The organism is uncultured Algoriphagus sp. (genome assembly GCF_963974365.1).
Taxonomy (GTDB): Bacteria; Bacteroidota; Bacteroidia; order Cytophagales; family Cyclobacteriaceae; genus Algoriphagus.
This window is the reverse complement of sequence record NZ_CAXBBX010000016.1, coordinates 23,302-43,040: the sequence shown is the minus strand read 5'-3', so window position 1 is coordinate 43,040 and position 19,739 is coordinate 23,302. Positions and strand designations below refer to the sequence as shown.

The 19,739-nt window shown below is 41.1% G+C and carries 19 protein-coding genes; 14 read left to right on the top strand and 5 right to left on the bottom strand.

The window, feature by feature from the left end; translation table 11 throughout:
- Window positions 1-4: 4 nt before the first annotated feature.
- The 14 genes from AACZ87_RS19455 to AACZ87_RS19390 all read left to right on the top strand — a co-directional run bounded on the left by AACZ87_RS19455 (window position 5) and on the right by AACZ87_RS19390 (window position 11,082).
- Window positions 5-331, top strand: coding sequence for a DUF4133 domain-containing protein (locus AACZ87_RS19455; protein WP_339869655.1), 327 nt, complete (start codon window positions 5-7; stop codon window positions 329-331).
- Window positions 332-394: 63 nt separating this feature from the next.
- Complete coding sequence (locus tag AACZ87_RS19450) at window positions 395-2,857, top strand: TraG family conjugative transposon ATPase (protein WP_339869654.1); 2,463 nt, start codon at window positions 395-397, stop codon at window positions 2,855-2,857.
- A gap of 11 nt (window positions 2,858-2,868) precedes the next feature.
- Window positions 2,869-3,573 carry a conjugal transfer protein TraI gene (locus AACZ87_RS19445; RefSeq protein WP_339869653.1) on the top strand — a complete coding sequence of 235 codons (705 nt, stop codon included), beginning with the start codon at window positions 2,869-2,871 and terminating at the stop codon, window positions 3,571-3,573.
- A gap of 12 nt (window positions 3,574-3,585) precedes the next feature.
- Complete coding sequence (locus AACZ87_RS19440; protein ID WP_339869651.1) at window positions 3,586-4,233, top strand: hypothetical protein; 648 nt, start codon at window positions 3,586-3,588, stop codon at window positions 4,231-4,233.
- 12 nt (window positions 4,234-4,245) lie between these two features.
- The gene (locus AACZ87_RS19435) at window positions 4,246-4,869 is read left to right on the top strand and encodes a TerB family tellurite resistance protein (protein ID WP_339869650.1); all 624 of its coding nucleotides are present in this window, start codon (window positions 4,246-4,248) and stop codon (window positions 4,867-4,869) included.
- A 29-nt stretch (window positions 4,870-4,898) separates the two neighbouring features.
- A complete protein-coding gene (gene traJ / locus AACZ87_RS19430) occupies window positions 4,899-6,119 on the top strand; it encodes a conjugative transposon protein TraJ (protein ID WP_339869649.1) in 1,221 nt (406 codons plus the stop codon).
- 11 nt (window positions 6,120-6,130) lie between these two features.
- Window positions 6,131-6,748, top strand: a complete 618-nt coding sequence (gene traK, locus AACZ87_RS19425; RefSeq protein ID WP_339869648.1) for a conjugative transposon protein TraK — start codon at window positions 6,131-6,133, stop codon at window positions 6,746-6,748.
- 2 nt (window positions 6,749-6,750) lie between these two features.
- Window positions 6,751-7,083, top strand: coding sequence for a hypothetical protein (locus AACZ87_RS19420; RefSeq protein ID WP_339869646.1), 333 nt, complete (start codon window positions 6,751-6,753; stop codon window positions 7,081-7,083).
- Window positions 7,076-8,383 carry a conjugative transposon protein TraM gene (traM, locus tag AACZ87_RS19415; RefSeq protein ID WP_339869644.1) on the top strand — a complete coding sequence of 436 codons (1,308 nt, stop codon included), beginning with the start codon at window positions 7,076-7,078 and terminating at the stop codon, window positions 8,381-8,383. The genes AACZ87_RS19420 and traM overlap by 8 nt, the downstream gene beginning before the upstream one ends.
- Window positions 8,384-8,394: 11 nt before the next feature.
- On the top strand, window positions 8,395-9,252 hold the full coding sequence (gene traN / locus AACZ87_RS19410) for a conjugative transposon protein TraN (RefSeq protein WP_339869642.1): 858 nt from the start codon (window positions 8,395-8,397) through the stop codon (window positions 9,250-9,252).
- Window positions 9,253-9,316: 64 nt separating this feature from the next.
- A complete protein-coding gene (locus AACZ87_RS19405; RefSeq protein WP_339869641.1) occupies window positions 9,317-10,096 on the top strand; it encodes a hypothetical protein in 780 nt (259 codons plus the stop codon).
- A 112-nt stretch (window positions 10,097-10,208) separates the two neighbouring features.
- Complete coding sequence (locus AACZ87_RS19400; protein ID WP_339869639.1) at window positions 10,209-10,493, top strand: hypothetical protein; 285 nt, start codon at window positions 10,209-10,211, stop codon at window positions 10,491-10,493.
- Window positions 10,494-10,534: 41 nt separating this feature from the next.
- Window positions 10,535-10,792 (top strand): DNA-binding protein, encoded by a 258-nt coding sequence (locus AACZ87_RS19395; RefSeq protein ID WP_339869637.1) that lies wholly within the window; start codon window positions 10,535-10,537, stop codon window positions 10,790-10,792.
- An 11-nt stretch (window positions 10,793-10,803) separates the two neighbouring features.
- Entirely contained in the window at window positions 10,804-11,082 is a 279-nt protein-coding gene (locus AACZ87_RS19390) for a hypothetical protein (protein ID WP_339869635.1), read from the top strand.
- Between the two features lie 1,114 nt (window positions 11,083-12,196).
- Here AACZ87_RS19390 and AACZ87_RS19385 read toward each other — a convergent pair.
- From AACZ87_RS19385 to AACZ87_RS19365, 5 genes are all read right to left on the bottom strand, one after another.
- Window positions 12,197-12,829 (bottom strand): hypothetical protein, encoded by a 633-nt coding sequence (locus AACZ87_RS19385; RefSeq protein WP_339869634.1) that lies wholly within the window; start codon window positions 12,827-12,829, stop codon window positions 12,197-12,199.
- 7 nt (window positions 12,830-12,836) lie between these two features.
- Entirely contained in the window at window positions 12,837-15,542 is a 2,706-nt protein-coding gene (locus AACZ87_RS19380; RefSeq protein WP_339869633.1) for a hypothetical protein, read from the bottom strand.
- An 11-nt stretch (window positions 15,543-15,553) separates the two neighbouring features.
- Window positions 15,554-17,305, bottom strand: coding sequence for a hypothetical protein (locus tag AACZ87_RS19375; protein ID WP_339869631.1), 1,752 nt, complete (start codon window positions 17,303-17,305; stop codon window positions 15,554-15,556).
- A 316-nt stretch (window positions 17,306-17,621) separates the two neighbouring features.
- The gene (locus AACZ87_RS19370) at window positions 17,622-17,831 is read right to left on the bottom strand and encodes a type IX secretion system membrane protein PorP/SprF (RefSeq protein WP_339869630.1); all 210 of its coding nucleotides are present in this window, start codon (window positions 17,829-17,831) and stop codon (window positions 17,622-17,624) included.
- Between the two features lie 141 nt (window positions 17,832-17,972).
- The gene (locus tag AACZ87_RS19365; protein WP_339869629.1) at window positions 17,973-19,532 is read right to left on the bottom strand and encodes a hypothetical protein; all 1,560 of its coding nucleotides are present in this window, start codon (window positions 19,530-19,532) and stop codon (window positions 17,973-17,975) included.
- Between the last annotated feature and the right edge of the window lie 207 nt (window positions 19,533-19,739).

Genomic DNA, 19,739 nt, shown 5'->3' with positions numbered 1-19,739 from the left:
CAACATGTCCAACAGCATCTATCGAATCAATAAAGGCATTAACAAGTCCATGGAATTCAAGGGATTAAAAGCCCAGTATATCTGGTACCTCGGTGCCGGTGTGCTGGCACTACTTGTCGCTTTCGCTATCCTCTTTATTCTGGGAGTAAACCCCTTTATCTGTCTGATCCTCATTGCTATATCTGGGTCAGTATTGGTTATCAAGGTTTATCAAATCAGCCACAGATACGGGGAACATGGCATGATGAAAAAACTTGCCCATCGTCAGATTCCCCATGCTATCCGAATCAAATCCAGAGGAGTGTATCAAAAACTCAAAACCAAAAAATAGACCACCCAATTGATTTTAACCCTTTCAAAATCCTCATTCCCAAATAGAAAACAAGCCAATCCCATGGAAAGACCACTTGAAACCCATTTCCCTATCTTGAGTATAGAACAGGATTGCATCCTTTCCAAACAAGGGGATATCACGGTGGCTTTTCAGGCAGAACTTCCTGAGATCTTTACCCTGAGTGACCGGGAATACGAAGCCTTCCACCAAGTATGGATCAAGGCAATCAAATCACTTCCCCAGCACAGCATCCTGCACAAACAGGATTGGTTTATTGATAGTCAGCATCAAGCTACCTTTGCAAATTCAGATCAAAGCTTTTTGAACCGCAGCAGTGAGCGCTTCTTCCATGAGCGTCCCTTTTTAGATCATAGCTGTTACCTATTTTTGACACTAAGCCCTAAAAATAGGAAAGCTTCCAGCAGCCTGTTTTCCAGTCTGCTCCGTTCCCACATTATCCCAGAAGAATTGATTCTGGCTGACACGCTACCTAACTTTCTGGATGCCTGCGGACAGTTCGAACGCATCCTGACCGACAGTGGATTTGTGCAGATAAATCGACTAAAAGAACTCGACATCTACAGCACTCGCACCCAAAACGGAATACTGGAAAAATACTGCAGCCTGTCTGAAACCAAGAAACCAACCTGGCTTTCTGATATCAGGTTCAAACCCAATCTTATTGTAGGCAATAAGCACTGCCGTTTATTCACCCTTTCCAATGCCAGTGATCTGCCAGCACTTTGCGGAAGCAGAATCAACTACGACAAATACAGCACTGACACCACGAAATTCAGCGTGGGCTTTGCTTCAGCACTAGGACAGCTCCTACCCTGCAACCATATCTATAACCAGTATATCTTTATTGAAGATGCACAGCGAACGCTTAAGAAACTGGAATCAAAGCGGCTACGTCTCCAGTCTCTTGCCAACTACAGCAGGGAAAATGCCATAGCGCGGGATGCCACCAATGATTTCTTAAATGAGGCCATCAGCGAACAGCGCCTGCCTGTAAAAGCCCACTTCAATATCCTGACCTGGACAGAAGACCTAGCGCAGATTCCTGAAATCAAAAAGCAGGTCGGGGCAGCCCTCTCCCAGATGGATGCCACTGCAAAAGAAGAAACCGTTGGAGTTGCGCAAATCTTCTGGGCAGGAATCCCCGGCAACAGCGCTGACTTTCCGATGAATGACAGCTTTGACACCTTTGTAGAGCAGGCTACCTGTTTCCTAAATCTGGAAACAGGCTATCGCAGCTCAGTTAGCCCATTTGGAATACGGTTGGGAGACCGACTCACCGGAAAACCAGTACATGTGGATTTGTCCGATGAACCGGTAAAACGTGGCATCTGTACCAACAGAAACAAGTTTATCCTCGGCCCCAGTGGCAGTGGGAAATCCTTTTTCACCAATCACCTGATCCGAAGTTATTACGAGCAGGGAACCCACGTGGTACTCGTGGATGTGGGTCATTCCTACAAAGGACTTTGTGATCTGGTCGGAGGTTATTATTTCACCTACGATGAAAAAAACCCTATCCGATTCAATCCCTTTTTCATCGCTGAAGGTGATCAGCTGGATACCGAAAAGAAAGAAAGCATTAAGACTCTGCTACTTGCGCTCTGGAAAAAAGACAACGAAACCTTCACCCGAAGTGAGTATGTCGCGCTATCCAATGCACTAAAAGGCTACTACGAAAAACTGGCTTCCGATTCATCCCTATTTGCCAGTTTCAACAGCTTTTATGACTACGTGAAAATAGACTTTCTACCCCTATTGGAAACAGATAAAGTCAAAGAGAAGGATTTTGACATCAGCAATTTCCTTTACGTGCTTCGCCCCTATTACCGAGGCGGTGAATTCGATTACCTCTTAAACGCCACCGAAAACCTAGACTTGCTTCAGGAGCGATTCATCGTCTTTGAGCTGGATAACATCAAAGACCATCCGATTCTCTTCCCTGTGGTGACTATCATCATCATGGAAGTCTTCATCAATAAAATGCGCAAACTTAAAGGCATTCGCAAACTGATTCTGATCGAAGAAGCCTGGAAAGCCATCGCCAAGGAAGGTATGGCAGAATACATCAAGTATTTATTCAAAACCGTTCGCAAATTCTTCGGAGAAGCCATAGTAGTCACCCAGGAAGTCGAAGATATCATCAGCTCGCCCGTGGTCAAGCAAGCCATCATCAACAACAGTGATTGCAAGATCCTACTGGATCAATCCAAGTACCAGAACAAGTTTGATCAGATTCAGGAACTCCTGGGCCTCACTGACAAGGAACGGGCTATGGTGCTTTCGGTCAACAAGGCCAACGATCCCAAACGACTCTACAAGGAAGTATTCATCAGTCTGGGAGGCATGCTATCCAAAGTGTATCGCACCGAGGTATCCAAAGAAGAATACTTGGCCTATACCACCGAAGAAACCGAGAAAATTAAGGTGATGGACTATGCCCAACGATACGGTTCCATACAGAAAGGAATAGCAGCACTTACCGCAGAACAAACCCAACTCTAAAAACCACGGCCATGATAAACTCCTTTAAAAACATCCGACGAATTGCCCTGCTCACTCTACTCTGTGTTGCATTCACTCTTCCTTCTCAGCGTACGCAGGCGGCAGCAATTATTCCAATTGTGGAGATCATCAAGGCAGCGGTTAAGAAAGTAATCGTTGCGGTAGATCTTCAAATCCAAAGGCAGCAAAATAAAGTCATCTGGCTGCAGAACGCCCAAAAGGTATTGGAAAATACCATGTCCAAACTCAAGTTGGATGAGATCTCCAGCTGGACAGAAAAGCAACGCGAACTATACGCAAAATATTTCAATGAACTCCAACAGGTCAAGTCTGCGATTTCCAGCTACCAGCGGGTACGCGACATCACCCAAAAGCAAACACTGATTGTCACTGAATACAAAAAAGTCTGGGCAGTCATCCAACAGGATACACATTTCACCTCCCTAGAAAAAGAGTACATGGCTCAGGTGTATTCTGGAATTCTGGGAGCTACGGTAGAAAACCTGGATCAGCTGGCACTTCTGATCAAATCCTTTACGCTAAAAATGAGTGACGGGGAAAGACTGACTCTACTGAATGAAACTGCACTACGGGTAGATCAAAACTACCAGGACTTGCTTGCATTTAACCGCAGCAACGGACAGCTGAGTCTGCAACGGGCGAGAAGCAACAAGGAGCTAATACAAATCCAGCGACTCTACGGAATCCATCCCTAACCCACTAGAACAATGAAAAAGTTACTTATTCTTCTATACCTCATCTCTGCGGCATTGCCTGTAACAGCACAGAACTATCAGGAATGGTTTCAACAAAAGCAAACCAAAAAAAAGTATCTGGCGGAGCAGATCATCGCATTGCAAGCCTATGGCACTGTACTTAAAAAAGGCTATGAAGTTAGCCAGCAAGGACTCGGCCTGATCCATACCATTAAAAGCGGTGATTACTCCCAACACAAGGATCATTTCCAATCTTTTTCAAATCTAAACCCGGAATTAAAAAACCATTCGGTTACCCAGCAACTCATTGCACTCGCTGAAAACATCCAACAGGTTTCAACACAATCCCAAAAGCAACTTAGATCCCAAAATCAGCTCAATGTTTCTGAAGAAAGTGTGGTCAGTCATGTCTTTTTAAACATTCAAAAAGAAACTGCCCAACTGCTAAATGAGCTACAAACCCTTTTGCAAAACGACTCACTCGGTTTGTCTGATTCAGAGCGCATCAATAGACTGAAACAACTCCACCTGCACATGCAAAGCATCTATTCCTATACAATCCGATTTGGGCAGGAAGCCATTCAATTATCCATCCATAGAGAACAGGAATCAAACGCAATTAGCCAAGTACGAATCTATCATACCCTTGATCGGCTCTAACCCCACTCAACCATGAAAAAATTACTGATTCTACTATTCCCCCTCATTTTCACGCTAAACCTTCAGCCAGCGGCCGCTCAGGCAGACGAAATAGCTCAGTTACTGCTGAATGTCACCAAGCTAAGTCAGCTCAAGCAAATCCTCACCGATCTGGAAAAAGGTTACACCACCCTGAGCTCTGGTTATTCACAGATTTCAACTATCGCATCGGGAAATTTTACAATCCATGAAGCATTCCTGGATGGCTTGCTGCAAGTAAACCCAACGGTAAAAAACTATTACAAAGTCGCTGAAATCATCCGCTTTCAAATCAAGCTAGTGAACGATTATAAGTCGGCCTTTTCAAGACTCAAAAGCTCCCGTCAGTTCACGAGCAACGAAATCTCATACCTCTCATCAGTCTATAGCAATCTCTTCAAGCAAAGCCTGCAACAGCTCGATGAATTGACCTTGGTCTTAACAACAAACAGCCTGAGAATGTCAGATGAGGAACGGTTGGAGGCCATCGATCAGATCCATACCGACATGCAGGACAAACTACATTTCCTAACTGCATTCAATCAGGAGACCAAGGTTCTGGCAATTAGCCGATTCAAAGCAAATCAGGAATTGAATGGGATCAGAAACCTCTATTAATAAATAGACCACTAAGCTCAACCATCACCATGAAAGCATTTCTTAATTCAGTAGCTATTATTTTACTCTTAACCCTTCTACCACTGACTACTCAGGCCCAGGTGGGCTATGATAGAGGACTTCATGGTGTTTTGGAAGAGCTTTATTCTGAGTTGATGCCACTATGCAGTCAATTGATCAGCGTGGCACAGGGAATTGCTGCCTTTGGAGCTTTATGGTATATCGCCTCCAGAGTTTGGCGATCCATCGCCAATGCAGAACCGATTGATTTCTATCCCTTGTTCCGGCCATTTGTCATAGGCTTTTGTATCCTGTTATTCCCATCCGTCCTTTCCCTGATCAATGGAGTCATGAACCCAACCATTAATGCCACTGCCTCCATGATGGACAACTCGAATTTGGCAATCGAGAATCTGATCAGGCACAAGGAAGAATTGGTCAAAGGAACAATTCAGGGTGTGATGTTCCGCAATAACCACCATGAGGGAGATTATGGAAAATGGCTAAAATACACAGAAGGAATACCTGAAGAGAGTGAAGATTCAGGAAAGTCCTGGTGGGAATCCTTCAGCAGTAGTTTAGAATTTGAAGGGGCAAAATGGAGCTTCAATTTCAAACACTGGATCAAACAGGCACTCGCTGAAATATTACAGTTACTCTTTGAAGCAGCATCGCTCTGCATCAATACACTACGAACTTTTCAGCTGGTTGTGCTTTCCATTCTTGGCCCACTGGTGTTTGGATTATCCGTCTTTGACGGATTCCAACATACCCTCACTGTCTGGTTGGCCCGTTACATCAACATTTACCTCTGGCTTCCTGTGGCCAATATCTTCGGGACCATCATCAGTACCATTCAGGAGAAAATGTTGGTACTTGACATAGGACAAATCGAAAGCACCGGGGATACCTTTTTTTCTGCCACCGATACAGGATACCTGATCTTTTTGGTCATCGGTATCATCGGGTATTTCTCGGTCCCTTCCGTGGCAAACTACATTGTCCATGCTGCTTCGGGTGGAGCACTTCCGCATAAAGTGACCGGATTTTTCACACAAAGTGCCACTACCTCGGTATCCGCGGCAGGAACTGGTGCTGTAATGGCTGGAAAAGGAGCCGGCATGGCAGCAGATTATTTAGGCGATAAAGTTTCAAGCATTAGGCGATCTATGGCTGACCATGGCACCTCTTCTGGGTATTTCAAGGAGGGCAGTGACTATCAATCCGGTAAACTCAAAGGCAACTCATAATCCTATAGCACATGTTCAGCAAACCAAAAAACATAGACACCGCCTTTCGACAAATACGAATATTCACACTGACGATAATCATCGGCTGCCTGCTCTTTTCAGGATTCACCCTCTACAAGAGTCAGCAATTGACCGCATCGCTTCAGCAAAAAATCTACATTCTGGCAAATGGAAAGGCATTGGAAGCTTTTGCCACAGACCGCAGGGATAATATCCTAGTCGAGGCAAAGGATCATATTTCCACTTTTCATAGGTATTTTTTTACCCTCGATCCTGATGAAAAAGTCATCATCGCCAATACCGCCAAAGCGCTCTATCTGGCAGATGCCACTGCCAAACGTCAATACGATAACCTGACTGAAAGCAATTACTACTCAAACATCATCGCAGGAAATATCAGTCAAGAAATCAACATGGACAGTGTGGCAATTGATCTTCAGCAAACCCCGTCCTATTTCCGCTATTACGGCACCCAACAGTTGACCCGAACAGGCTCCATTGTTACCAGAAAACTAGTGACAGAAGGTTATCTGCGTAAGGTCTCCCGAAGTGACAATAATCCTCACGGCTTTCTAATCGAAGGCTGGAAGACATTGGAAAATACTGATATACATATCCAAAATCGTTAGCCATGAAAACAAACTCACTACACTACCCCAACCCTATTGAAGCAGTCCAAGAATTTGGGCAACTCAAAGCCCGAAAATTCGCGGATCTGCTCGGCCACAAAACTGAACAGCTCAGTAATAAGACCAAATACCTAGGCTTGATACTATTTCTGATCAGTTCAGTAAGTGCAAGTGCTTTCATGTTGGTCGTTAAGAGCTCCTCCATTTCTACGCTACCTGATCAATTACCAACATCCAATCTCCCTTACTTTCCTGATTTAGGAACTTCTAACTCCGTTACTGACAGTCTCTTTTATCTAACGCTAAAATTTCAATCCAACAAAAATCATGACTGACCAAACATCCCAAAAACAACAGCAGAAGCGAAAATTTCTTCTAATGCTCCCACTTCTTGCAATCGCGTTTTTGACTCTCACCTTCTGGGCTATGGGCGGTGGAACTGGGCCATCAACTGATCAAGCGCAAACTCAGCAAATCGGAATCAACTTAGAGCTGCCAGGTATTGCAAACAATAAAACACAAAAGCTCGACAAGCTTGGCCATTATAAAAAGTCCCGAACAGACTCCGCTAGATTTCTACAAGCAGTAAAGAATGACCCCTACTATCGCATGGCTTTTAATCCGGAAAAAAGCACAGGTGATGAAAGTCAACTAACCGATTCCCCAACCTCAGAGTATGGCAGTTTCGGCAATAGTCCTATGCCTGAATTTCAGGATCCCAATGAACGGCTAATTAGGGAAAAACTGGAAGCACTCAACCAAACGCTTTCTGAAGATCCATCTGCTGAAGTCAAAGACAAGAACAATGAAGCTAACCAAATCAATCAAACTGCTGGTGACCCAACGCTAAGCGCAGACTTGGATCGCTTAGATCAGATGATGCAGCAAATGCAGGCAGGCAATGCAACTGAAGATCCAGAAATGAAGCAAATGAGCCAGCTACTCGAACAGATTCTGGACATCCAGCATCCAGAACGGGTACAGGCAAGAATTCGCTCTGAACAGATCAAGCAGCAAAGCGAGGCATTTATAGTAAGTCCAATTTCAGAATCAGAGTCAGTTTCGAGTTTAAAATCCAGCAAAGAAGCTTCTGTAATAAACACAGCTACTATTTCAAGGAATGGCTTCTATGGTTTAGAAAGTCAGGCCGATATAAACGAGCAGGCGAACTCCATCAAGGCGGTAATCCATGAAACACAAACGCTTACATCCGGAGCTACAGTAAAACTACGATTGACTGAGGCTGCAAGCATCAATGGGCTAACCATTCCCAAAGATCAGCTGGTATATGGCACCTCTTCACTCAATGGAGAACGTCTAAACATTACCATCCAGCATATCCGGGTACAAGACCAGATCCTACCCGTGGCTTTGAAAGTTCACGACGCGGATGGCATGGAAGGCATTTACATCCCAGGATCTCTATCAAGGGAAGTGACTGCACAATCGAGTGATCGAACAATTCAGGGATTTGGGATCAGCACATTCGATACCTCATTGGAAGCCCAAGCTGCAAGTGCGGGAATCGAAACTGCAAAAAGCTTCTTGAGCAAAAAGACCAAACTGATTCAGTTCACGCTTAAAGCAGGTTATCAGATCTGGCTCAGCGATAAAAAAAGCAATTCTACCTTTTAAAATCTACTCCGATGAATAGCAATAAACTAATTAAATGTACGCTCACGATAGCACTAGGGGGACTACTTTCTATTGTCAACTGGAATCTTTTGGCACAATCAAACTCACCATTTACCACAAAAACTATTACTGCAGTTCCGATACAGATCAGTGAGCAACTAACCACGAATTTGATTTTCCCGCAGGCCATCAAAAGTGTAGATCGAGGGAACCGAGAAATCATGGTTCAACGTGCCAATGCCGTTGAAAACATCTTGCAGGTTAAGGCAGAAAATAGCGAATTGACAAATAGCAACCTAACTGTAATTACTTCAGATGGACAGTTTTACTCCTTTGAAGTAAGTTATGCAGCAGACCCCCAACAGCTCAATTTGACCGTCCTACCGGGGTCAATAAATCCGCCAGTTGAATTCCCAAAAGGAACATCCAATGAGGTGGCCGTTTTAGAAACCGCTCAAAAAGTAGCTGTAAAAAACCAGCGAATCAAACCTATCAGACAACGGAAATACATGACTGGCTTAAGTCTGACCGGTATCTACATCGCAGAAGACCTCCTTTATTTTCAGATCAAATTGGAGAACCAAACCAATATCAAGTACGATGTGGAACAGTTCCGCTTTTTTATCCGTGACAACCGAAAAGGCAAACGGACAGCAGTACAGGAGCTGGAGCAAATTCCCATTCAGAGACTTGGCAATACAACCCAAATCCCTGCGCAGTCAACCCAGACTATAGTAGTCGCACTACCCAAGTTTACCATTCCGGACCAGAAGCATTTAGGCATTGAATTAATGGAACAGCAAGGCGGAAGGCATTTGAAAATAAAAGTCAAAAACCACCACATAATCCAGGCAGCTGTGGTAGAGTAAGATTCTTTACCTACAGACCATCAAACAGCAAATCTTTATCAGTTAACCACAAACAACATAAATCATGAATGAGCAAAATTTCGATTACCTCAAAAACCAGGTTAAGTACACTGGATTCGGCGAAGCATTAGAGCCACAATTAAAAGAAAAGATCAGCAAGGGAGAATCCAATTTCACGCTAAATCATCAGGCAAATTTTGGAGGGGATATCGTCAATGCGGATCTGCATTTTCGAAAGTCAGAAATGACTGACATGTATTTCTTTAACAAGTACGATCTGAGCCTGACCAAATCTGGGCAAGATGAACCCGCCATCAATCAGACCTTTTACATCGGTAAGGACAATAATATCACCTTAAAAGAAGGCTACAATTTATTGGACGGACGTGCAGTAAACAAAGACCTCGTCAATAAGGAGCAGGAAAAGTACAATGCTTGGGTTCAGTTAGACTTTAAGGAAACCGATAATCAGGGAAACTTTAAGCTAAAGCAGTTTCATGAGAATTACGGCTTTGATCTACAAAAGGCTTTGGAAAAACATCCCATCAAAGAACTGGGAAATCCAGAAGACCAAAGCAAACTGATGGATTCTCTAAAAAAGGGAAACCGTCAATCTGTCACTTTTACAGGCAGTGAGGGAGAACAAAAGCGCTTTGTAGAAGCCAGCCCACAGTTCAAAAATGTAAACACCTACGATGCAAATCAGGTACGCACTGCAGAAACTCAGCGGGAAGGTAAAAGTGAATCACAAGCCAAAACAAAAAAGCAGGAAGTCAAAGAAGAATCGGATGAGAGTCCCACGAAGAAGACACGAAAAAGGAAGAGTGCAGGAATAGCCGGATAGATCACCTAAGTATGGAGCAGATGAAATCGAGCATGACAGAGATCGTTGCACACTAGAATGATTACTTAGCATGCGAGATTCCATCTGACCATTTAAAAAAAAGCATGTACAGATGAAAGAAGCACTGGAGGAATTTATGGCAGGAATAGAGAAAGATCCCAGAATATGCCTATCCCATATCGGGGTTTTCTCCGTGCTGCTTCATGCACGTGAAGAATATGGAGGTACTGACCCCTTCCCTATCAAAAGGAAAAAGCTTATGAAAGTTGCCAAGATATCCAGCACTGCCACCTACTTCAAGATCATCCGGCAACTCCATGAGTATGGCTACATATGCTACCTACCAACGTTCAATCGAATGAGTCAAAGTCGGGTCGCATTAGCTAAAGAACCTTAAAGAAACCAAGCCTAAGTCAATTCAATTTCAATTCTAAAACCATGGAAACCATCACTAAAGAAGATCTGGAAAACTTACGTTTTCAGCTGTTTTCAGATCTCAAAAAATTACTGGAAAAACCAACTGAGAATAAACCAAACGAAAAGGAATGGATGAGAAGCCGGGATGTAAAAAAGATGCTCAGTATTTCAGATGCCTCTTTACAGAATTTAAGGATTCGGGGACTAGTGCATCCTGTTAAAATCTCAGGCCTTTATTACTACAAATCAGAAGAGTTGAAATCACTTTTCAAAGAATAGAATCATCACTTATGACAGCTTTAGGAATGGAATATTATGTGGAAAGAATAGTAAAAGAAAAGGATATCCAACCAACGCGGGTATCCGTATTTTTAGCCATGCTACAACTATGGAAAGAGCAGAAACACTGCAACCCATTTCAGATATCCAGAAGTAAAATCATGAAACTTTCTGGAGTAAAAAGTATTGTCACCTATCATAAATGTATATCTGAGTTGGCTGATCGTGGACTTTTTTTATATAGACCTTCATATCATCCTAAGGTGGGGAGTGAAGTGAAGTTGAAGTAATTTAAGGCAAACTGGATCGCTATAGCCAAAATTATACTTTCTGAACGGTCACTAACAAAATTATTTAGATGATAATTAGGGGTTAAGTTTACCTATCTAAATATAATTTACTAACTACCATCCGTATATTTAATCCTGAAATATTCTTGCTCAAAATAAATATTATTTCATATATTAGTCGTCTTAAAACAAGCTCTTTGACTAAGTAAAATTCATTACAACAGGTAGAAATTAGATTATACTAGTTGCGTCAATCGTGTAGTTATAAACACAAATACCCATGTAAGTCATTGATTATTAGTGATTTATAAATTGGGTTCGAATCCTTCCGAGTGCACAAAAGCCCTAGATTTCGGTCTAGGGTTTAATATCAACAATCAGTTAGTTTAATTAAAACTAGATTGATTTATTAAAAATCAACTTGAAACCTGTAAGGAATTTCTTTACAGGTTTTTTTATGGTATAAACCCTCAAAATTTTCACTATTACCTGAAATCTTCTTGCGTCAACCGTGTAGTTCACCTATACTAAAATAGGCGTGATAAGATTGTTGTATATCACTGATTACAAACCTGTTGAATACGTAAAAATCTTGGGATATCGAGCTTGTATTCCGGATTTTAATCAACCTAATTAAACACATCATGTCAGAAATATACCGACCAAAAATCAGTGTCTGATTAGATGCAATAGCCCAACTGATACCTTTTCAAAAATTGAAATATGCCATTTTTTATGGTTGTCAAGGAAATATTAGCCTTTTCACTCAGAGCGTTTGGCTAGGATCTCATGTAAAACCATCGAAAATTTGATTGTGCCAACCCAAGTTAGAGCACCTTGCTTAAACAATTCAGGATGTTGTTTGAAAACCGTCTCAAAATTTAACCACCTCAAATTCATTTACACTTTTAACAGGATACTAAAGGAATTTTTAACCTACAGCTTAGAAAACTCAATCATGTGTATGGTGAATGCCTAAAACCTTACAAGCCTTTGCTTTTTGTAAACCATCGCAGATAAACTCTACCCTTTACAAATAAGGCCAAAAACACAAAACAGCCCCTAGAAATATCTACGGGCTGTCCATTAATTTGATTAATTCTCCAGTGAGAAGTTAAGCTAATTCTATTTTTGGTTGATCTCCACCTTCTAGATCCTTTTTATCAGATTCACTCCCCCTTGCTAATTCAATCACTTCTCCTGCTAGGGAGGTAATCAATCCACCTGCTCGCACCAAAATTACAATTGCATAATATGGTTGCTTATTAATAGGTGGAACTCCCAAACCAGCTGGGATATAGTAAATCACCTTTCCGATGTATTTGACGTTGAATAGCTTTTCAGGAAAAATAGCCATCAAAGGAATCAAAGCAACCCCAACAAGACTATAGGATATTGGTTTGACGTATTTCAGACCAAATTCAAGGCCCTTTTTTAATCCCCCTTGACCAAATCCAGCCAGACCAAGCAAACTCAATATGACCGCTACATGAAGTATGATTAACGGCACCAAAAACCATTTGATGATAGGGGAAATTTTCACATGTCGGTGATACAGCATACCTACAGAGGCCGCAATCGATATGACTCCAACCCCAGCCAATACTTTGGACGCAGTGCCTATGAATCCCAAATCAGTCTCTGTGGAATTTGCCACTTCCTCTATCGGAAATAACAATACTTCCAAACTAGTCAATCCAACACTGGTAAAATCCAGGATTCTTTCTATTTCATCTTCTACACTCATAATTTCATTAGTTAAGGTTCAATTGAAAAACACGCTCACCAGATTTCACAAAAGCATCCCGTGTTTCATTGGACTCAAAAGGTGCTTTGTTTTCGGCGATTTTATATAGAATTGTAGTTGGAATAGCTACAAAGAGACACATCACATCCAAAAATGTCAATGCATCTCCACCAGAAATCTGCTTATACAATTCGGAAATAATCGGAATTTGCCACTCCTTATTTAAGCCCACATAAGCCACTTCTACTAGTGCCTCTAAGGTTCGCATGATTATATCCATTAATTGTTTGAGGAGAAACAGGCCAGTTCCAGCCAGTTTCTGCATGGCGAATTCGAGAAAGTCCAAAAAGGTTATTTTCCCATTTATAACCTTAGTAAACTCATCACCCACTAGCTGGATTTGGCCTAAAAGCCCGACTCCCGTTTCCTGAAGAATAGGTTTCAAATCATTAATCAGGTCTTCGAAAACATTGGAAAATTCTGTTGGCATTTTCTTACGCAATTCTCCTCCTTTACTCTTGTCGAGGTAATCCTTTTTAGAATTAAGCCAATTTGACCTTGGGTCTGCTGCGGACTCTTTGGGAGAATCCGTTACATCCACCTTATCCATTTGATTAGGGATATTGACTAACTCTGGAGAAAACTTGGAGATTTGATCTTCAAGTGTCTTATCGATGAATTTCTTGATATTACCAATCTCACTTCTCAACCCTTCCAACGAATTGTTAACAAAACCTTTGTAGGCATTCTTGGTAGCGATGATGGCATCCCAATCGAAAAGAAAGGCTAAAAATTCAAATAGATCTTTGAAAAACACTTTGATTGATTCGAAGACTTTTTGAATAAATCCTCCGATTTCATGAATTGTTTTGACTATCCAATTAAAAACTTGTTCTCCGATTTTAATGACAAACTTCACTCCCTCAGCCACTTTTTCCATTACAAAATGAAACCCTTCTTTCGCCTTTTCCCAAATGGAATGGAAGAAATCACCCAAGGTATGTCCAGCATCTTCACAAATGGACATTCCACTCACAAGCTTTAAATCTGGAGAGGGGACTATAGCTGCGGCACCCACTGAAAAAGAAGTGGTCTGGAAAGCTGGTTTTTGATCTTTTCCCATATCATTCGCAACCTGGAGCATTTGACTGATCCCATGCTCCGCACCTTTTATGGCATCTGCATCAACACCTTTTGGCACCAAGCTTTGTCCATTTGCTTTTTTAATACCTCCAAGACCGTTTGCCTTCGACACCCTAGACTGAAGCCTGTCCAATACCTTTCCTGTGAGGTTAATTTGCTCTTCCCTTTCCAGAAATTCTGCACTCAAACGAATAACAGTTGATCCCAGCTCTTTTACAGGGCAGATAATGGTAAACTCTGGTACTAGGCCAAGCGGAAAGGCTACTTGATGATTTGGTCCCAAATGGTAGCTTTGGCTATTGATGTAAACAAAAAGGTTGCTATCCGCACTGATCATTACATTCTGTCCAGCAAATGATTTAATGCTAGAATCAGTGTTAAATCGTATCTGAGCGGAGTAAGATTCCACTTCCTTCAAACTATCCATATCAGAAATAGTGACTTTGTGGCTATTCCAAAAAGTAGTCACATCATCTTGCCAAAGTCTTGTCAACACGCTTCCATGAGCTGTACTGATGGCAAAAAGCTGGTTTCTGGCTCCCTTGCCTTTAGCGCAACTGAATTGTTCTGCCTGATCTACCATCAACAAAGGATTAGTCCATCTTTCTAGATCGAAGCTTTGGGAATTCTGGTCAAAAAACCGATTTGTTTGATAGTGGAGCCCTTTACTATCAAGTGCCCAAATAGTCTTTTCTGTATCATAGGAAGCAGCTCTGATTTTCTGAACTTTATCCAATTTTCCCGGGAGCGTTTGAATTGTAAATGTACTCCCGTCCTCTGCTGCTGCAATTTCATGTACCTGGTTCCCGGCAGCATATACCAGATCATTGTTGTTTTCAGATTCCAGCAAAGCAAAACTGTTAATCGATTCCCCTACCTCAAATCGGTATTGATCCACCTTATTGTACGTAGGATCAGGAAATGATTGGTAGAGCATTCCCTTTTCCTTTCCAATCTGATACAGGAAAAACACGCCATTGGTATAGAGAAAATTACCCAACTCAAAGTGATAAATCACCTTGGCATGCTCTGGGAGAGTATAAACCTTTGGCGTCAACTCCTTCAAGTCAGCCAAATAATACAATGCATCCTTTCCTTCACAGGAAGTGGCAAAAAGTAAGTGGTTTGTCCCGATGGATACTCGATCCACTTGCTCCGTGTAGGAACCTGGCGTCATCCCAGACCAAGTGATCACTTGATCCAATTTGGTAAAATCAGTTCCAGCTATAGGCAAAGCTTGTGATACCCAAACTTGATTATCTTCAACTTTGGCAAGTTGAAAGCTTTCCTCTTCCTTGTTGTATTCGAATTCGTAGGACTTCACACTGTTTTTAGAAAGGGGAATCTTCACCCAGCCTGACTCAGAGCCCTCTTTTCTGAGAATAGCATTAAGCTTACTTCCCTTATCCTGATAGAATACCAGAGGTTGATCTGGCCCTACCATCAGTGTTCTTATTTCCTTTCCTCCTTCTATGCTTGACTCGGGAAAGTAATTATTCATCAATTCACTGTAGGAGCTAATCCGAACATTATCCTCCTTTGTAACTGTATTATTTTGTTCCTTCTGCATGATTATGAAGTTTATTTTTCGACTACAATGGCGTAAGAGATATCATATGCTACTAAGGATTTATCTTCCAAGTAGCGTAGATTTTTATAGGCATAGGTCTTACCGAGCGGTAGAATCACTTTGTTGGTTTGATTGAGCACATCAATATTCCGTAACTCTTCAATCCTATTGTCTTGAAACTTCACAGAGTTAGACCCTAAATCGACAGCGATTTGATTGATAATACCTTCTACAATTTTGATAGGCCATAAAAATATAAATGACAAAATGCCTAATATAATATCACCAACACTCCCTCCTATCATACTTGGATTACTATTGAAAGCAATCTTTGGAGTCACCAATTTATGTTCTAAATCAAACCTTCCTTCTTTACCATTTTTGATAAGAAAATTAAAGCTACCTACCTTCCCTTTTTCTTTTACTTCTTTATAAGTGTAGGTACCAGAAGTGGATAGATCTATTCTTTTTACTTCCCACTCTGTGATTATTTTAGCAATAATATGTACTTCAATTTTCACATGAAACTCATACTCGACAGTTATACCCAAGTCACCATTTGAAATTGGTTTTCTGATCAATGTATATATTGTTTCAATTTTATCATCTATATGTTTGCCATGATGGCGAGCAATCATTGTCCATTTCCCATCCACATTCTGAAAGGAATTATTATCTACTTCCACATCTGCCTGTTTACTAAATATACTGACAATGTATTCATCCATTGATTTCAGATAATCATCAAATTGATTACTTGCTATCGCAAAAACCCCATCTGTCGTGGAGCTGGTATCTTTGCCGAATTCTATAAGACTAGCAGGCAATACCCCAGTATTTTGATCCTTCTCTGGAGAACGACCATGAAGCATCATCATAAAATTAAATGCGCTGAACTGAGATTTGACTGGATGATTTGAGACAGTTTTGGAGCTGAAAGAGGTCGAATACGCTAATGAAGTAGGCTGAAACATAGCCTGATCACTTTTGACTGCAGGTCGTGTCACGCCATATCCCAATATGTATGGATTTTCACTTCCAGATAGAATCAAGTTGAAATAACTCTCTATTGCAATCTGTAAAGGAAGTGTGGCTTCTTCCGGAAACTTACTCCGACCTTTGTCAAAAGTAGAAATGTTGGCATTTTCGAAGTTCAGAAAGAGACTCTCTATCCTAAAGTCTTCTTCACTCAACCCACTAGCACGAAGAACCAACTCCATTTCATCATCTGCCTCCATCACCATTTGATTCTTGTTGATTTTCAGCCTTCCGATAGGCGTGGTAAATGAGTAAACACTTCCTTTCAAATCAAATGATTTCACATCGGAGGTGTCGTCAGGACGGTAATAGAGCATTCCTCCGGAAAAAACTAATTGTAAAAAAACATGCTGGGTATCCTTCTCAATAATTTCAATAGTCGGAGATGCCAATTGTGCATCCCAAGCATAGTCAAAATTTAAATTTTCGGATTTAAGGGACTCGATGAGTTTCCCAATCTCCCCCCAATTTCCTGACTTCTTAGCATTTGCGATTTCCTTTTGCTTTGAAATCCACTGGTTCAGCTTAGCTTGTAGATCTTTGTCAGATCCCTCGAAATGAAAGGGTTTTTGTCCTTCTGGTGGATTTAGAACATTTCCCACTAGCGCAGTCCATTTGTTCTTAATTACTTTTCTTCGGTGAAGTTGCTGAAACTGATAATTGATTGTGTTTTGGGATAGTCCCAGAACCATATCAAAACCAGCTAGATTTTGATTTTCTTTCATGAGAAATTTTGTTATTTTCCTAACACCCTTAGGATAAACACATAATTGCCCTACAATTGTCAAATAAATTAACTAAAAAGCAGAAATATAAAAACACAAACCGTCTACTTATAAGACATATTGAAAAGCTTATAATACAATATAATAGGACGTTAGAAAATATTATTAAATAATTACACTGTAAATATACATAAAATAAAAACCATCGATATACGTATTAATACCTATTTCGATGGTTTTTTAATAAATAAAACAATAATACATAACGAAAAACACACTCATTAAAATACAATTAATTAGGCATTAAATACATCTATCACCACATCACCACCTGGCGGGAGTACGTTCTCACATTATCCCGAAACAGGTTGAAAACTGCAGTAAACTCATGGGTATTGCTTGGCAGGTTGTAGCTGGATGCATTCGGGAATTCATAAACATAGCCTATTCGAAGGCTGTTGGTGATCACGCCCAGCTGAGCGTTGGTAGCATAGTCGATCCGATGACCTAGCCCTCTTGCTGGCAATGCAAATTTGTCCGAGGAAAAATGGTTTGAACTGTAAACTCCACCATGAAATGATTTCTATTTTAGGAATATGGAACAGTTTTCTTCAACTCTCTAATGAAGTTCTCTTAGGCGCTGAAGAAGTGGGATTTACCTATACTCTTATTTCTCCACTTGAACTGGGGTCCGTGTAACTATTACCTTCCAAACTTTATTGGAAGCTCCAGATTTACCACTGCCATAGGTGGATGGAGACACCTCGTAAGATTCGATCCCGCCATAGATATATCCAATATGAACTGACTCTGAGCTCGTGAAAGTATTTTCTCCATCGATTACATCTGTTTGGAGACCATTAATAAACAAATACTTGGCATTGCTATTGGGAACGAACTCAGCCTCGGCTCCATAAAAATAGTTGGATGGAAAAACGTTGGAAAGGGTGTCAAATGAACTTGCTTTGGAATTTAGATTGAACTTAGCGTAGCCCAATGTATTTGTGAAACCGGATAAATCATTATCTGCCTTGCCATCCCCTATGCCGCCCGGTAAGAATGTATGAAGCTCTGAAGATTGAGAATCAAAGATCACGAAATCAGGACAGGAATAAATATTACAATTCATTTGATCGTGCTGGGTATCAATATAATACTGGTCTTCCCCGTTTGGTGTAATATAAATGGCATCATTCCATGCTGCCAATGTTTCACCGTATTTGAATACCCCACCCATTAGCGCAAAGTTAGGTGCAATGTTGTTGTCCTCATCAATATAAAGAGAAGGCACAATAGGTAAATCCCTTCTTCTGAAAGCGGAAGTGCTATCTGCCATTTTCGGATTATGCAGCAATTCAACTGGAGAAATGTCACTAATAGTATCTGTCACTGTAGCTTTTAAGGCGAGTGTGTTACTATCTTCAGAAAATTCAAATTGATAAACAGCGTTTAAATAGACCTGAGCGGTATCAAAATTATGTCCGGCCGCTAGATAAAATTGCTCATTTATCGTTTTCAATTCTCCTCCTGTAGCTCTTAGCGTTGAATTGTTTCCAAATCGAAATAGATCCTCCCATTCAGCAACTGTAAGATTCCAGTCCTGGTTGGTAATTCTCATTAAAAGCGGGACGTTTATTCTTGCTATCTCATCAGATGTCGTATAGTTATTCTTCGTTGGGATTTCGTTTAAAGGTGGCCCATATCCTCCTACTACATATAAGTAATCCCCAGATTGGACAACTTGAGGATTAGTACACATAAAGATCCTGCCGTGCTCAGCCAATATATCCGCAACTTTGCCACAGATCGACTTAATTTCTTCCGTCTCGCCGTTAGTTCCTGCAGCCTTGGAGCGAATCGTACTCAACATGTCCGAATAGTTAAGGAAAGACTGGTTTCCTGTCTTGGGGTTGAACGTATAAATAAAGGGGTTAAATGATTTGGGGGGGAAAGATTTTAGTGAATAATCTGCATTTAAATTATGTAATCCTCCTACGGTGTCGGTACCGTTTGTTCTTCCTGCAAAAAGCAGCCAATCATCCTCGACAGCAGCATGTGCAAAAGACTGCAATGCAGGAGCAAGATAATTTTCATTTACAGGCTCAATCGATAGAGTATAGGTAAATAAAACTGCATTCTCAGTTGAATCATTTGTATTTCCTTCGCAGGAAATAAGAAGCAAAGCCAATGGCAAATTAGAAAGTAGACAAAAAATCTTGAGTTTCATTTCGGTAAATTTTAATGTTGTAAGGAGTATAGTATGAATGCTTCAAAAATTACAGGCTAGCAATTTATTCTATAGAAAAAGACCGGTAACACCTAGTATCCCAAATTACTGTCTAGCTTTCATACTTCTTCACACAAGCTAAGTAGCCATGCGAAAAAAAAACGCTAAGATCAGGTAACTACTAGTTCCCAAATTGCTTTCAATCAA